Origin of the sequence: uncultured Halopseudomonas sp. (genome assembly GCF_963977355.1) — a bacterium.
Taxonomy (GTDB): Bacteria; Pseudomonadota; Gammaproteobacteria; order Pseudomonadales; family Pseudomonadaceae; genus Halopseudomonas.
Genome location: NZ_CAXBOV010000019.1, coordinates 14,292 through 28,501, shown reverse-complemented (window position 1 = coordinate 28,501; position 14,210 = coordinate 14,292). Strand labels below are relative to the sequence as shown.

Here is a 14,210-nt window from a genome sequence, read left to right as displayed (position 1 = left end):
GATTGGGGAGCGGAACTATGTCCCGCAGATGGAATGCAGTTGCATAAACAGTTGTGATGGATGACTCAGCGGGGATCGTGCCCAAACGGGATGCTCAGTTCCGATAGCCTCGGCAGGTCCTCCGGCTCGTCCAGATCCCAGAGCACCGGACCCAGCCAAAGGCTCAGACCAGCCTGCACGATGCGAGTTTCCGTGTCCCTGAGGACATCGGCGTGACTCCAGGTCATGTTGCTGAACGGTGCCGGATGCGGTGTGCGCTCACCGATCAGAACGTAACCACCGTCTTCGCTGGGGATGATGACGATATCGTTCTGCTCCAAAGCCAGGTCGGCCGCGTGCAGATGTTTGCAGTCGAGCAGTGGACAGTCGGTACCGATCAGCAGAGCGCCATTGGAATGATCTGCCAGGGCATTGGCCATACGCTGGCCCAGGTCCTCGCCTTGCTGCTGGCGCAAGATCAATTTGTGTTCAAGGGCCAATGTCTGGATGACCGGGTGGATGGTATCCGGAGCGCAATAGAGCAAGCGTTCGCCAGGCCAGTCTCGGGTCTGTTCCAGTGAGTGCCGCAGCAATCTTTCGTACAGTTCACAGGCGCCGTCAGGCCCAAGGGCGGGGATCAGGCGGGTTTTTACCTGCCCCGGAACCGGGGCTTTGGCGAATATTATTAGCGGACGGGTTGCGGTCATTGCACGCTCATTTTTCGAGTTGCCGGGCAGGATAGTATTTTTCCGCGAGTCGCACCGGGGAAACACCAGCCCAGTACTGCAGACGCAACGACCACATCAACAGGATCGTTCTGATCACGCCGTTTTGTTGCCAGCGACGGCTGGATGTACTGAGAGGAGTGCGGATACAGGCAGGTGGGGAGAAGCGTTTCAGGCGTTTGGAGAGGTCGATGTCCTCCATAAGCGGGATGTCCGCGTAGCCACCCACTTGGTTTAACAGGTCACGCCGCACAAATATGGCCTGGTCCCCCGTGCAGATCCCGGTCAGACGTGAGCGTTGGTTCATCATCCAGGCGACCACATTGAGCGCGGGGGAGGAGGGTGACAGGCAAACATCGAAACGACCCCATTGGGCTGTCTCGCAGTTGGTGTGCGCGCGGGAATCGGGCCCCCCCTTAACGTCATCCTCGCGAACGCGGGGGTCCATGCTGGGGTCAGGTTGGGCTGAGGATTCTTGTTTGTGGCTCGGTGTTGTCTGAGGGTCGGTATGGATTCCCGCGTTCGCGGGAATGACGGGGGAAGATATGGGAATGACGGGGGAAGATATGGGAATGGCAGTCGAATAGTTAGGAATGACGGAGGAAGGGACGGAAGTGACAGGTAAAGATTCGGGCATTACGGCCCGAATCATCCCCAAAAACCCCTCAGGCAAACGCGTATCCGCGTGCAAAAACAGCAACACCTCACCGCTGGCCAGCGCAGCCCCCGCATTCATCTGCAGGGCCCGCCCTGGGGCGGAACCAATAACCTGATCCGCCAGCGGTCCAGCCAGTCCAACAGTGCCGTCCTCACTCCCCCCGTCTGCCACAATGATCTCGATCTCGCCCCGTAACCCCTGCAATGGCTCCAGCACCTGAACGATGCCAGCAGCCTCATTACGTACGGGTACAACAACCGACAACCAGGGCATTCAGTTGCCCAGACGCCAGCGGTGGAACTTGGCTACCCATTGCAGCAGTTTCTCCGGTGCGTGGGCGCGTTTCCATTCGCCGGCGGCGAACTTGTTGGCTTCAGCCATGGTCGGGTAGCTGTGGATGGTGCCGAGTATCTTGTTCAGACCCAGGTTGTACTTCATCGCCAGTACATATTCGGCCAGTAGTTCGCCACCGTGGGCGCCGACAATGGTCACACCCAGAATGGTGTCCTTGCCCGGCACGGTGAGCACCTTCACATAACCCTCGGCAGCCTGATCGGCGATTGCCCGGTCCAGGTCGTCGATACCATAGCGGGTGATCTCGTACTTCACCTCCTGTTCTTTCGCATCGGCCTCGGTCAGGCCTACGGTGGCGACTTCGGGGTCGGTAAAGGTCACCCGCGGGATGACGCGATAATCCACCTTGAAGCGCTTGAATGTACCAAACAACGCATTGACTGCTGCGTACCAGGCCTGATGCGCTGATACGTGGGTGAACTGGTAGGGTCCAGTCACATCACCTACGGCGTAGATGTTCGGGTAACGCGTGGCCAGAAACTCATCGGTATCCAGGGTGCCATTCTCGCGCTTGACCAGGTCCAGTTTCTCGATGCCATAACCTTCGGTGTTGGCCTTGCGGCCGACGGCAACCAGTACTGCATCAAATGCAATGGTGACTTCCTCGTCGGTTTCCAGATTGCGCGCGACAAGTTGATCCTGCCCGTCGACCTTCTCGAAGCGCTCGGCATTGTGCTGCAGACGCAGATCAACACCCTCTTCGCGCAGCGTCCTGGTTACTACCTCGGCCGCATCGGGGTCTTCCTTGGCCAGCAGACGCGTATCGCGTTCCACCTGAATGACCTGGCTGCCCAGGCGCTGAAAGGCCTGGGACAACTCACAACCAATCGGGCCGCCACCCAGAATCAACAGACGCTTGGGTTGCTCGCGCAGGCCCCAGATAGTGTCCGAGTTGAAGGCGTTGGCTTTATCCAGGCCCGGTATCGGCGGCATGAACGGTCGTGCACCAGCGGCGATGATGATGTTGCGTGTGGTCAGGGTTTGCCCGTTTACCTCGACCTCCCAAGGCGAAAGGATAGTTGCTGCGCCCTGATGTACCTCGACGCCCAGACCGGTATAGCGCTCCACCGAATCATGGGGTTCGATATCGCCAATGACCCGCTGGATGCGATCCATCACCCGAGCAAAGTTCACGCTCGCACTGGCCTCGTTATAGCCCAGGGCATGGGCGCGATTAACCTCGGCGGCCAGCTTGGCCGAACGGATCAGAGCCTTGGAGGGCACGCAGCCGGTATTGAGGCAGTCGCCACCCATGGCATGTTTTTCAATCAGGCTGACGTTGGCTTTGACCGCCGCAGCGATATAAGCGCTTACCAGACCGCCACTACCAGCGCCGATCACCACCAGATTGCGGTCAAACTGCGCGGGCTTGGTCCAGCCGGTGTAAACCCGACGTGCCTTGACGAGATCGAGGATCTTGCGTGCGATCAGCGGGAATAATCCCAGCAGCACGAAGGCCCCGATCAGATCGACCGACAAAATGCCGCCCAATGACTCCAGCTCCCCCAACTGACGGCCCGCATTTACAAATACCAGCGTGCCCGGCAGCATGCCGATCTGGCTGACTATCCAGTAGCTGCCGACCTTGATACGCGTAAGGCCCATGGCCAGGTTGATCACAAAGAACGGAAAGGCAGGTACCAGGCGCAGGGCAAAAAGATAGAAGGAACCCTCACGCTCCATGCCCCTGTTGATCGGCTTGAGTTTGCTGCCAAAGCGCTCCTGTACCCAGTCCCGTAGCAGGAAACGGCTGATCAGCATCGCCAGTGTGGCGCCCAGGGTTGAGGCGAAGGAGACAATCAACAGACCCCAACCAATGCCGAAGAGCGCCCCGCCAAGCAGGGTCATCAGGGCGGCACCAGGCAACGATAGCGCGGTTACCAGCACGTAGATGGCAAAGAAGATGCCGCCAGCCAGCCACGGATTGGCGCTGACCTGGGCATTGAGTGTCGCCTGCTGGGCTTTGATTTCCTCGAGGCTGAAGTACTGGTTCAGGTCAAACAGGAAGAACCCCGCGACCAACGCGGCGATGACGAGTAGAACAATGATCTTGCCGGTTTTCATGTTGCGGGTACTCCAGACTGCGAAAATAAAAGGGGACTGATTTTACCGGGCGTACTCTGTGGTCAGCTGTTCGTAGCGCTGGCGGTTGAGGCCCATATCCGACTTGCCAGCACGGCTTTCGGACCGAAAGTGCACCTGACGGGCCGTTTGATCCAGATAGAACTCGACATCATCACGGAAGCGCATTTTAGGCGTAACGAACACGACGCGAAGATAATCCTCCTCCTCACGCACTATCTCGGCGCCACCATGGGCCGCTACGGCGTTCTTGATGGCTTGCATGGTCGCGGCACGATCCGACTTGAACGGCCAGGGGGCAACGGCCTTTCCTGCGTTATCAGTCTGGGTCGATACGCCATTGGGGTTATCACTCAGTGGCGTGAGTTGTCCGCCCTGATGCCCCAGCTCCGGCACCTGGCTGTTCTGCCAGTAGATAAATCCGAAGGCGATAGCGATCAGGGTGACGAGTACCAGGGCGATGATTATCAATATCTTCATTAGTGCTTCCTTGAAAGTGTGAACGCGTAAACTATCTTGTGCGCAAAACAATAGGCGACAGCTATTGACGGGTCAATACCTTGTGCGCAAAATAAATCCTGTATCCACCTGCACGAGACGTTTCATGTCCGACTCACACCCAAGCGCTCCTCTATCAGATGCCAACAGCCGGATGTTGTTACGAAATCAGCTCTGTCATTCGCTCTACAGCGCAAGCAATGCGATGGTACGGGCCTATCGACCCCTTTTAGAGCCGTTGGGTCTGACTTATCCGCAGTACCTGGTCATGCTGGCGCTATGGGAGCACGACGCAGTGCCCATAAAACAACTTGTCGAAGACACCCGTCTGGACGCCGGTACCCTGACGCCGATTCTCAAGCGCCTGGAGCAAAAAGAGCTGGTACAACGGCACAAGAGCATTGATGACGAGCGCCAGTGGCTGATTGCACTAACCGGCCCCGGCGAACAAATGCGTGAACAGGCCAGTGACATCCCCTTGAAACTCTTTTGCATGACCAGCATGACACTGGAGCAGGCTCAACAGCTCAAGCAGGCTGCCGAGCAGATATATCACGACGTTGTTCGCCGCAGTGCGGACGCAGCCGAGGGCAATGACAGCTGAGCCCGAGTGATCAATCCAGCGCCGCCAAGGCGCACAGGGTCTGTCCCAGGCTGAAGCCGCCCAGCATCGCTTCTGCGGGTGCGTCATCAGTGCCGGTTAACAGTCGTTCCCGATAGGACAACGCGGCGGGGCTTTCAGCCGGCCATTGCCGATCAAAATCCTCAAGAAACCCGTCATGTGCATAGTTAAGCGCGAGCGCTTCCACGACCAAACCATTCAATTGCGCGCGATAGATCGCAGAGGGGTGGGCATGGGTGGCGATGCGGGTGACCAGACCGTAACGGCCATTGTTGAAATTCGGCATGCCAGCCGCCCCGTTGTTGATAACGGCGAGTCCAGGTAAAGCCAATGCAGCTGGCGCGCAGGTGTGGCTGGTGGCCAATACATCAATAAGGTTGGTTGCAGCCCAGGCTTGCAATGCCAGCTGGCGGGCTGGCTCAAGGAGGGCTGAGCGCGAGCAGGCCCAGCCGGCCAGGGCGCTTTCATCCCCATGGGTGATCGCAATGCGCTTGCCCGCAACGCTGATCACCGCAGTGGCAGGACGCTCGGCCAGACGCTGGGTCATGCCGGGTAACTGGAGGACGGTATCGCACAGGCTCGCATGAATCTGATTGGAGCGCTCGACGGTGTGGTCGTCCACGTCTTCCGGGTAGCCGCAACCGCAGCCGGCGGCGCTGTCATTGGGCCGTGCGAGCTCGGTTTCGACGTTGCCGCGCAGCAGGGTGTGCGCTGCCAGTCGCGTTTCGATATCGCTAAACAGAGCGGGCTCCACATCAAACCAGTGCATATCTCCATTGAACACCGCCCTGGCACCAGGCTCGGCTGCCAGGCGTTTTTCCAGTGCAGTAAGCGCCTGACGATTGCCGTACAGACCGCCGATCACATACAGCACCTGGCATTCGAAAAGCGTTTCGCCGGCGAAGCTGTCCGGTGGCAGACGGTAATCCAGTGGGCAGGTGCGTCCAGCAGTCATGCCAGGCTCCTGTTGCCAGGGCGCTGCAGCCAACCGGCAATCAAGTACAGGGCGGTGCACAGCAACAGGCCATACAGGTTTGTGCCCAGCAACAGCGCGTATTTGCCATCGCCAATGGCCCAGTTCGCGGGTATCCAATTTATGGTGAGCGCAATGCCGAGTGCCAGACCCGTCCAGAAACTCAGGTGAAAGCCTGCGCGTGTGGGCGTGACGAAGCCGTGCAGCACAAATACCGGTGCCAGCCCCATCACCATGGTCCCGCTGATAGTCGTGGCCTTGAGAATGTCGGTGCCGGCCAGCATTGGCAGATTACCGAACAGGGCAAACAGCACCATCGCGCTCATGCCTACTGCCAATGCCTTGCGGCCCAGATCCTTGCCTGCCAGCGCGGGAAGCTCGCGTCCGACCAGCTTTGCGAGGCTGGAGAAGGTCGAATCCAGGGTCGAGCCGGCGGCGGAAATCATCACGATAGTCATTACTACCAGCGCAGACAGTCCCAGGGCGCGAGCCAGATCGGCCGGCACGTTCCCTGAAGCCGCCATGCCCATCAGATCCGCATGCACGCCGATCAGGCTGAATGCGAGAATGGCGAAGAATCCCAGCACCCCGGCGACACCAAAGGCCTTGAGCATACCGCGCTCTTCACTGATAAAACCGCGGTCGGTCAGGACCGGATCATGAAAGGGGTAACTCACCAGTTGCAGGCAGGCGACCAGCAGCAGATCCACACCGGCGTTCAGGGCCCAGTTACTGGTGCTGGCCAGTTCGGTCGGGGAGTGTTGGGGTAATACCAGAGCCAGTACAGCGACCAGCGCCACGACAAATATGGCTGCCTGGGCGGCATCGGTAAGGATGGAGCTGCGCAGTCCACCACGCAGACTGTAAGCCAGGGTCACCGCCGTAAACAGAAGGGCAGCACCTATGAATTCGATGCTGCCGCTTTCGCCGTAGTAACCGCCGACAACCGCAGTATTGCTCCAGACTTCGTTGAACAGGCGAATCAGGATGGCGGCGGTAAAGGCCAGCGCCGCGGCACGGCCGTACTGGGAGGTCAGAAACTGCACCATGCCGGTGGCGCCGAAGTGGCGGCGCAAACGGTAGATGACCACGCCACACAAAGGAATCGACAACCAGTAGGTGGCATAGGCCAACCCGCCGACCAGGCCGAACTCGGCACCCAGGTTAGCGGCGTTGGTGACTGATTTGGCGAAAATCCAGCTGATGAAAATACTGGTGGTCAGCAGGAAAGGGGACGCCTTGCCGCCGGCGCTGTCTTCTCCATTGAAGAAGCCGCCAATGGTCACTGTGCGTGGCGACATCCAATACATCATCGCCCCGTACACCACCAGAAAACCCCAAAAAAACAGGCCCGTCCAACTGGTCAATTGCATGCTGCGTCCGTCGCTAGTTTTTGTTAGTTAAAGCCATCAACCAAGAGCGCCGCCGCAGCTCGAGCCCTGACCAGCGGTACAGGCGAAGCAATGGTCGCGGGTAACGATGGGGTTGTTTTCCACATCATTGTCCAGCAGGTCACTCAGGTGGCTACGGTCACTTGCCAGCAGATTCATCGGCAGATCGAGCATCTGATTGAAGTCGCAGTCATACAGGTAACCCTGCCAGTCCACGCTGACCATCGACCGACACATCAGGGATGCCATGTTTTGCTCGCTGAAGTTGTCGCGCAGCAGTTGCATGTAATCGTTGAACTGCCCCTTGCTGACCAGCGTACTGCCAAATCGGGCGATGGGTTGGTTGGTGATCGTGTGCAACTGATCAAAGACGATGCCGAAGTCTTCATGTAAGTGGCTTTTATAATCAGCCTGCAGAGCTGCCTGGGGTGGCGGCAGACTCGGGCCTTGGGGGTTGTAAACCAGATTGAGCTGCAGATTGCTCTCCGGCTGCCCATAACCCAGCGCGTTGAGCATCTGCAGGCCCTGAATGCTGCGTTCGAACACGCCATCTCCACGCTGCTTGTCGACGTTGTCGCGGGAGTAGCAGGGCAGGGAGGCAGAAACAATCACCTGATGCTCGGCCAGAAACTCTGCCAAGCCCTCATAACCGGGCTCGGTCAGAATGGTCAGATTACAGCGGTCGATCACCTGCAGGCCTTCGCGACGGGCGTGGGCGACAATCTCGCGAAACCGTGGATGCATTTCGGGCGCACCACCAGTGAGATCGAGAATCTGAACCGAGTGAGCATCTATGACGTCATATAGGGTAGCCAGCACCTGATCGCTCATGGCCTCGGTGCGGGTAGGGCCGGCGTTCACATGGCAATGCAGGCAGCGCTGATTGCAGGTGTAAGTGAGATTGACCTGCAGGGTCTGCAAGCCTGAGCGGGCAATCGCCGGGAACGATAGATTGTCCAGAAGCGGTAACGTATCGCGCACAGTAGGCTCCGTTTGAATGAGTTGCCCTTGAACTGTCAGCCCGGGCATATTTCTTTGATACACAATTGGGATGATTGTTACAGCTTGGTAGCAAAAAACCCATGGCAAACATGAACCTTGTGTATCCAACTGTTAGGCTTCGGATAAAACGTTACTAGGCAGGAGAAGATAATGCGTCATCTTTTAGTTGGAATTGCATGTGTGTGTGTGGCGTCGGGTATTGCTCCGGTCATGGCGCAGACGGCCGACACCAGCTCGGTCACGCTGTCCACCACGCAGGCGCCGGCTCTGAGTTTTGAAGAGACAGCAGCCATTCGCGATGCCGTGGGCAGCGCTACCCGTTCCATCTCGAACATCATGCGTGACGCGCACCGTAATCCGCAGGCCACACTGGAATTCTTCGGTATTCGCGCAGACCAGACAGTGGTAGAGATCTGGCCTGGTCAGGGCTGGTATACCGAGATCCTGGCGCCACTACTGCATGAAGACGGCAAGCTGATCGCCGCGCACTTCCCGGAAGATAGCGACGTCGAGTTTTTCAAGAAATCGCGTGCCGACTATCAGCGCCTGCTCACCCGCCGTGATGTATACAACGCAGTAGAGATGGCCACCCTCGACTACGATCCCGGCAACCCAATAGCCGAGTCAGGCAGCGCAGATCGTGTGGTGACTTTCCGTAACGTGCATAACTGGCTCGCTGTCGGCATGGATGAAACCCGCACCGTTTTTGCCAAGATGTTCGATGTACTCAAGCCCGGTGGCATGCTCGGTCTGGTAGAGCATCGGGCGCGACCCGGTGTAGACCTGCAGGAGATGATCGATACCGGCTATGTGTCAGAGGAATTGATCACTGAGTTGGCGCTGGAAGCGGGCTTTGAACTTGTTTCGCGCAGTGCAATCAATCAGAACCCCCAGGATATACGCGACCATCCCGAGGGCGTATGGAGCCTGCCTCCCACCCTGCGAGAAGGCAACGATAACCGCATTGAGTATATGGGGATTGGCGAGAGCGACCGGATGACGCTCCTGTTCGTCAAGCCGGAATAATTGCTGAAATTCGCTGTCAGCTACCGGTGGATTGGCTGGCGTCAGCGCCGCGCTGCATTGATCTGAACGCGGTGGGACTCATTCCGGTCCAGCGGCGGAACGCGCGGGTAAAGCTGCTGGGATCAAGAAAGCCGAGTTCATAGGCGATGCTGGTCAGGGATAGTTGTCCCTGGCTGATCATTCTGATGGCGCCTTCCTTGCGAACCTCGTCCACCAGAAGCTCGTACGAGGTGCCCTCGGCATTCAGCTTGCGGCGCAAATGCCGCGGACTGATGTTCATCGGTACTGCCACACGTTCCTCGGACATGTCCCCCGATCCCAGCAACATCTGAATGCGCCGCTTGACCTGCTCTACCAGATCGTTGCTCGGCATGTTCGCCAGCAGATCCTCCATGGCCTCAACAAATCGCGGTAGCAAGAACGAATCTGCGCTGGCCAAGGGCTTGGCGAGCAGAGTTTCCTCCAGCATCAGATAGCAGCCCTGGGTGCTTTCACTGACCGGGCAGCCAAGCAGCCGCGTACATTGCTCCAGTTCGTTGGAATCGCTGCGCATTAGCGCCACCCCCTTGAGCAATCCCAGGTTGTCCTGATCCAGTTGATGCAGCAAGCGGCATAGATAGCCGATCAGCGCCTCGACATGCTGCTGATGGGGCTCGCCCTGGGCGCGTAACACCAGCAGCATGGCATCCTCACCCTTGCGGGTCTCCAACCTTATTTGAGTGCTGGCAATCGGGAAAAAACGAATCAGATTATTCAGGGCGCTTCCCAGCGTTGGGCTCGCCTGGCTGGTCAAGGCAATTGCATTCAGGGAGGTGGGATTGAACAGTCGGTGTATACGCATGCCGAAGAGGGGGTCGTCGGCCAGTTGTACGGCTTCTGTCCACAGCAGAGAGCATGAAGCCTGGTCTATAAAGCCGGAAGAGGGTGGCAATCCTCCGAACAGACTTTGCACCACGCTGGATTCGGCAAGGGAAGATTCGTACTGACGCAGGGCCTGATTAATCAACGGCACCCAGAGAGCCCTTTCACCTGTTCTAGCGCTTGTCTGCGTGTTCGAGCCGTCCAGCATGTTCAGTTCCTGGTGGGTAGTAGATAATCGGTAAACTGGCAGTCAAAACTGCCTTTTCCCGATTAATATATTTGAGTTTTTAGCTGCCAACTGCATGAAATTGCATTCCGCCAAGCGGAACTATCAAGCATGATTTCACAGATTGCTGTTTTCATCTTCTAACCCGTTTGGGTTAGCCTCTGATAAGAAGCTTTAAAGAGTTACTCCCGTTTCCCTGAACAAGGTGTTACCTTTCGAAACACCCGCCATAGAAGGCTCCATCAGATTTCATGGGGTCCAATGGCACGTGAAGCGGTTTCTTTTCCAAGACCTTGAATGTCAAGGCATGAAAGCACAAATTTTATTCGGATTCATCCGTTGAATGGCCGGTAGAGTCAATTAAATTGGCCTGCAAAGTCAAGTCTTCAACGGGGAGTGCATGCCAGACTGCTCCCGTCCTGAACGTGTCTTCAGATACACAGGTTCATGTACCCAAACGGAGCAGCACAATGACAAAAAAAATGCATGCTTGGTCGCTCGCGGCCTTGCCACTGGCAATCGGCTTGGCCAGTTTTACCGGTTCAGCTAACGCAGTTACTTTCAACATGGGTGAAGTGCGCGGTCAGTTCGATTCGCAGCTTTCTATCGGCGCCAGCATGTCGACTCAAAGCGCCGACGATCGTTTCATCCACTACCAAACTCCGGGCGAGAACGGTCAGGCTGTAGCCCGTACCTCTGATGACGGTCGCCTGAACTACGACGCGGGTGATGTTTTCTCCAAGATCTTCCGTGGCGTGCACGACCTGGGCTTCACTTATGGTGACTCCGGTGCTTTCTTCCGTGGCAAGTACTGGTATGACTTTGAAACTAAAGACGGTAGCCAGGATTTTTACAACATTGACGACAGTGGCCGTCCACCGCTAGTTAAAGGCGCGGGTGTGGCGCTTCTCGATGCTTTCGTTTATCACAACTACGCGATTGGCAATAATCCCGGTAACGTACGTCTGGGTCGCCAAGTAGTTAGTTGGGGTGAAAGTACCTTCATCCAAAACTCGATCAACTCGATCAACCCAGTAGACGTAGCCGCTTTCCGTCGTCCCGGCGCGGAGATCAAGGAAGGTCTGCTTCCCGTTGAGATGCTTTATGTCTCCCAGGGCCTGACCGACAACCTGTCCATGGAAGCGTTTTATCAGCTCAAGTGGGCACCTTTCGCAATCGATAACTGCGGTACCTTCTTCGGTTCGGATACTCTTGCAACTGGCTGTAATGATCGTCTGGTCGTGGCTGGCACAGATCGCCCACAGGGTGATCCTACTTTGCAGGCAGGTGCTTTGGGTGGACTCGGCGTATCGGATTACATAGTACGTGCTAGTAAAGATAAAGAAGCTAGCGATGATGGCCAGTTCGGTGTTGCTTTCCGCTACTTCTCACCAGAGCTTAATGATTCCGAGTTTGGCTTCTACGCCATGAATTACCACAGCCGCACGCCATTCTATTCCAGCATCGCTGGTCGGGTATTGGGTCCTAATGCTGTTTCCGGTGTCTTTGGACCTGGCGTTTTCGGCACCTTGCAACCCGTGCAGGGAATCGATGGAGCTAACGGCCCAGCTGGTTACTTCTTCGAGTACCCGGAAGATATCCGCCTTTACGGCATGAGCTTCCAGACTATGGTTGGTCCAGCTTCAGTTGGTGGTGAAATCAGCTATCGTCCGAACATGCCGATGCAAATCAGCACAGGCGACCAGAGCCGTACTGCTTTGTTGGCTGCTAGCATCCCCGTCGTTCCGGGTGGCTTTGCTGTACCTGGTAGTGACAATACCCACCGCGGGCTGGAAGGCAACGTTAATCCTGGCGATTACATCCCCGGTTACGTACGCAAGGAGTTCTGGCAGGCGCAAGTTACAGCCATTCACTTTATTGACCGTGTAATGGGTGCAAGTCGCCTCTCACTGGTCGGTGAGGTTGGCGTCAACCACATTGGCGGATTGGGCGATACCACCAAGTTTGGTCGTGACTCCCTGTTCGGTCAGAGTCCTTATGTTGAAGGCGATACCGGTGTTGAAGGTACATGCGCTTCAAATACTGCAGTAGAGCAAGCAGGTGGAGCGCGCTCGGAAAGTTGGTGTGAGAACGATGGCTTCTACACCGAATGGTCCTGGGGTTACCGCGCTCGTGCGTCGTTGGACTACTCCAACGTATTTGCCGGCGTAAACGTCAGCCCGAGCCTGACCTGGTCGCATGACGTTGAAGGTTACGGCCCGAACTTCACTGAAAACGCCAAGGCAGTCAGCTTCGGTCTGAACTTCGATTACGCCAACAAGTACACTGCCAGCCTTAGCTACACCGATTTCTTCGATGGCAAATACAACACCAACGTGGATCGCGACTTCGCATCCGCCAGTGTTAGTGTGAATTTCTAAGACAGGCAACTGGAGATAAAAATAATGATGCGTATGCAAAAAACTCTGTTGGGTGCCGGTGGTTTGGCCTTGAGCCTCCTGGCATCCAGCGTTATGGCCCAGAGCCTGACGCAGGACGAAATCAACCAGCTGGGTAACAACCTGACTCCAGTGGGCGCCGAGCGTGCCGGTAACGCTGCAGGCACCATTCCCGAGTGGACTGGTGGTCTGGGTCCGGATGCGGGCAGCATGGTTGGTGACAACTTTCAGTCCAACCCCTATGCCAGCGAGCAGCCTGAGTTCGTTATCACCGCTCAGAACTACCAGCAGTACAGCGAAAACCTGACCCCTGGTCAGATCGCACTGTTCGAGCGTTATCCGGAAACTTTCCAGATGCCGGTCTATCAGACACACCGTTCAGTCGGTTATCCACAGTCTGTTTACGACCAGGTCAAGCGCACAGCGGGCCAGGCCAAGCTGGTTAACGGCGGTGACGGTATTGATAACTTCTCTCACGGCACCTTTGCCTTCCCGATTCCAAAGTCGGGTGCAGAAGTCGTGTGGAACCACAACACTCGTTACCGTGTGAACATCAAGCGCTGGTACATGCAGGCCATGCCACAGACCAACGGTTCCTACACCCTCATCAAGCTGGAAGAGGAAGTGGGTTACCCGCAGTTGATGGATGATGTGGACGAGTCGACCATGCCCAACACCCTGCTGTTCTTCAAGCAGCGTGTAAACGCACCTTCGCGTCTGGCGGGTAACGTACTGCTGGTACACGACACCCTGGATCAGTTGAAAGAGCCACGCATGGCGTGGGTTTACAACGCTGGCCAGCGTCGCGTACGTCGCGCACCACAGGTAGCGTATGACGGTCCAGGTACCGCTTCTGACGGTATGCGTACTTCTGACAACTTCGCCATGTATAACGGTGCACCAGACCGCTATGACTGGAAGATGATTGGCAAGAAGGAAATCTACGTACCGTACAACAGCTACAAGATGGCTCAGCGCGAAGTGAAGTATGACGACGTTCTGAAAGCCGGTCACATCAACCCCGAACACACCCGCTTCGAGCTGCACCGCGTGTGGGAAGTTCAGGGTAACGTCAAGGCAGGTCAGCGTCACATCTACGCCCAGCGTAACTTCTTCGTTGACGAAGATTCGTGGCTGATCAACCTGGCTGACCATTATGACGGTCGTGGCACTCTGTGGCGCGTAGGTGAAGGCCACGTGGGCTTCAACTACGTAGAGAAACTCCCGGGCTACTCCATCGAGACCCTGTACGACCTGCTGGCTGGTCGTTACATCGCTCTTGGTATGTACACCGAAGAAGTCTCTGCACCACAGTACGACTTCCAGCCAAGCTACAACCAGTTTACCCCGGCAGCCCTGCGCTCCTCGGGTATCCGCTAAGCTGGTCGCCTTCGGGCAATAAGAAAGGGAGCCG

At 56.8% G+C, this 14,210-nt stretch carries 12 protein-coding genes; 4 read left to right on the top strand and 8 right to left on the bottom strand.

Annotation, left to right across the window (positions count from 1 at the left end):
- Positions 1–65: 65 nt before the first annotated feature.
- The 4 genes from AAC076_RS11735 to AAC076_RS11720 are packed head-to-tail and all read right to left on the bottom strand — an operon-like array spanning position 66 to position 4,278.
- On the bottom strand, positions 66–686 hold the full coding sequence (locus AAC076_RS11735; protein ID WP_339845830.1) for a TIGR04282 family arsenosugar biosynthesis glycosyltransferase: 621 nt from the start codon (positions 684–686) through the stop codon (positions 66–68).
- Between the two features lie 7 nt (positions 687–693).
- Entirely contained in the window at positions 694–1,635 is a 942-nt protein-coding gene (locus tag AAC076_RS11730; RefSeq protein ID WP_339845828.1) for a glycosyltransferase family 2 protein, read from the bottom strand.
- Positions 1,636–3,780: an FAD-dependent oxidoreductase gene (locus AAC076_RS11725; protein ID WP_339845826.1), complete on the bottom strand. Its 2,145-nt coding sequence runs from the start codon at positions 3,778–3,780 to the stop codon at positions 1,636–1,638.
- A 42-nt stretch (positions 3,781–3,822) separates the two neighbouring features.
- The gene (locus tag AAC076_RS11720; RefSeq protein ID WP_339845824.1) at positions 3,823–4,278 is read right to left on the bottom strand and encodes a DUF1499 domain-containing protein; all 456 of its coding nucleotides are present in this window, start codon (positions 4,276–4,278) and stop codon (positions 3,823–3,825) included.
- Between the two features lie 124 nt (positions 4,279–4,402).
- Between AAC076_RS11720 and AAC076_RS11715 the strand changes: the two genes are divergently transcribed.
- Positions 4,403–4,900: a MarR family transcriptional regulator gene (locus tag AAC076_RS11715; RefSeq protein WP_339845822.1), complete on the top strand. Its 498-nt coding sequence runs from the start codon at positions 4,403–4,405 to the stop codon at positions 4,898–4,900.
- Between the two features lie 10 nt (positions 4,901–4,910).
- On the opposite strand, the gene AAC076_RS11710 is transcribed toward AAC076_RS11715, so the two are convergent.
- From AAC076_RS11710 to arsS, 3 genes are read right to left on the bottom strand one after another with little or no spacing between them, the layout of a single operon-like run.
- Positions 4,911–5,873: a hypothetical protein gene (locus tag AAC076_RS11710; RefSeq protein WP_339845820.1), complete on the bottom strand. Its 963-nt coding sequence runs from the start codon at positions 5,871–5,873 to the stop codon at positions 4,911–4,913.
- Positions 5,870–7,264 carry a sodium:solute symporter gene (locus tag AAC076_RS11705; protein WP_339845818.1) on the bottom strand — a complete coding sequence of 465 codons (1,395 nt, stop codon included), beginning with the start codon at positions 7,262–7,264 and terminating at the stop codon, positions 5,870–5,872. Before AAC076_RS11705 ends, AAC076_RS11710 begins: the two co-directional genes overlap by 4 nt.
- Before the next feature lie 36 nt (positions 7,265–7,300).
- Positions 7,301–8,263: an arsenosugar biosynthesis radical SAM (seleno)protein ArsS gene (gene arsS, locus AAC076_RS11700; protein WP_339845815.1), complete on the bottom strand. Its 963-nt coding sequence runs from the start codon at positions 8,261–8,263 to the stop codon at positions 7,301–7,303.
- Between the two features lie 171 nt (positions 8,264–8,434).
- Between arsS and AAC076_RS11695 the strand changes: the two genes are divergently transcribed.
- Entirely contained in the window at positions 8,435–9,310 is an 876-nt protein-coding gene (locus AAC076_RS11695; protein ID WP_339845813.1) for a methyltransferase, read from the top strand.
- Between the two features lie 16 nt (positions 9,311–9,326).
- On the opposite strand, the gene AAC076_RS11690 is transcribed toward AAC076_RS11695, so the two are convergent.
- Positions 9,327–10,379 (bottom strand): AraC family transcriptional regulator ligand-binding domain-containing protein, encoded by a 1,053-nt coding sequence (locus AAC076_RS11690; protein ID WP_339845811.1) that lies wholly within the window; start codon positions 10,377–10,379, stop codon positions 9,327–9,329.
- Positions 10,380–10,867: 488 nt separating this feature from the next.
- Between AAC076_RS11690 and AAC076_RS11685 the strand changes: the two genes are divergently transcribed.
- Positions 10,868–12,778, top strand: coding sequence for a DUF1302 domain-containing protein (locus tag AAC076_RS11685; RefSeq protein ID WP_339845809.1), 1,911 nt, complete (start codon positions 10,868–10,870; stop codon positions 12,776–12,778).
- A 33-nt stretch (positions 12,779–12,811) separates the two neighbouring features.
- A complete protein-coding gene (locus AAC076_RS11680; RefSeq protein ID WP_339845938.1) occupies positions 12,812–14,176 on the top strand; it encodes a DUF1329 domain-containing protein in 1,365 nt (454 codons plus the stop codon).
- Positions 14,177–14,210 lie beyond the last annotated feature (34 nt).

Coding starts and splice junctions, on each gene's coding strand:
- AAC076_RS11735 (WP_339845830.1), bottom strand. CDS start 686: ATGACCGCAACCCGTCCGCTAATAATATTCGCCAAAGCCCCGGTTCCG.
- AAC076_RS11730 (WP_339845828.1), bottom strand. CDS start 1,635: ATGCCCTGGTTGTCGGTTGTTGTACCCGTACGTAATGAGGCTGCTGGC.
- AAC076_RS11725 (WP_339845826.1), bottom strand. CDS start 3,780: ATGAAAACCGGCAAGATCATTGTTCTACTCGTCATCGCCGCGTTGGTC.
- AAC076_RS11720 (WP_339845824.1), bottom strand. CDS start 4,278: ATGAAGATATTGATAATCATCGCCCTGGTACTCGTCACCCTGATCGCT.
- AAC076_RS11715 (WP_339845822.1), top strand. CDS start 4,403: ATGTCCGACTCACACCCAAGCGCTCCTCTATCAGATGCCAACAGCCGG.
- AAC076_RS11710 (WP_339845820.1), bottom strand. CDS start 5,873: ATGACTGCTGGACGCACCTGCCCACTGGATTACCGTCTGCCACCGGAC.
- AAC076_RS11705 (WP_339845818.1), bottom strand. CDS start 7,264: ATGCAATTGACCAGTTGGACGGGCCTGTTTTTTTGGGGTTTTCTGGTG.
- AAC076_RS11695 (WP_339845813.1), top strand. CDS start 8,435: ATGCGTCATCTTTTAGTTGGAATTGCATGTGTGTGTGTGGCGTCGGGT.
- AAC076_RS11690 (WP_339845811.1), bottom strand. CDS start 10,379: ATGCTGGACGGCTCGAACACGCAGACAAGCGCTAGAACAGGTGAAAGG.
- AAC076_RS11685 (WP_339845809.1), top strand. CDS start 10,868: ATGACAAAAAAAATGCATGCTTGGTCGCTCGCGGCCTTGCCACTGGCA.
- AAC076_RS11680 (WP_339845938.1), top strand. CDS start 12,812: ATGCAAAAAACTCTGTTGGGTGCCGGTGGTTTGGCCTTGAGCCTCCTG.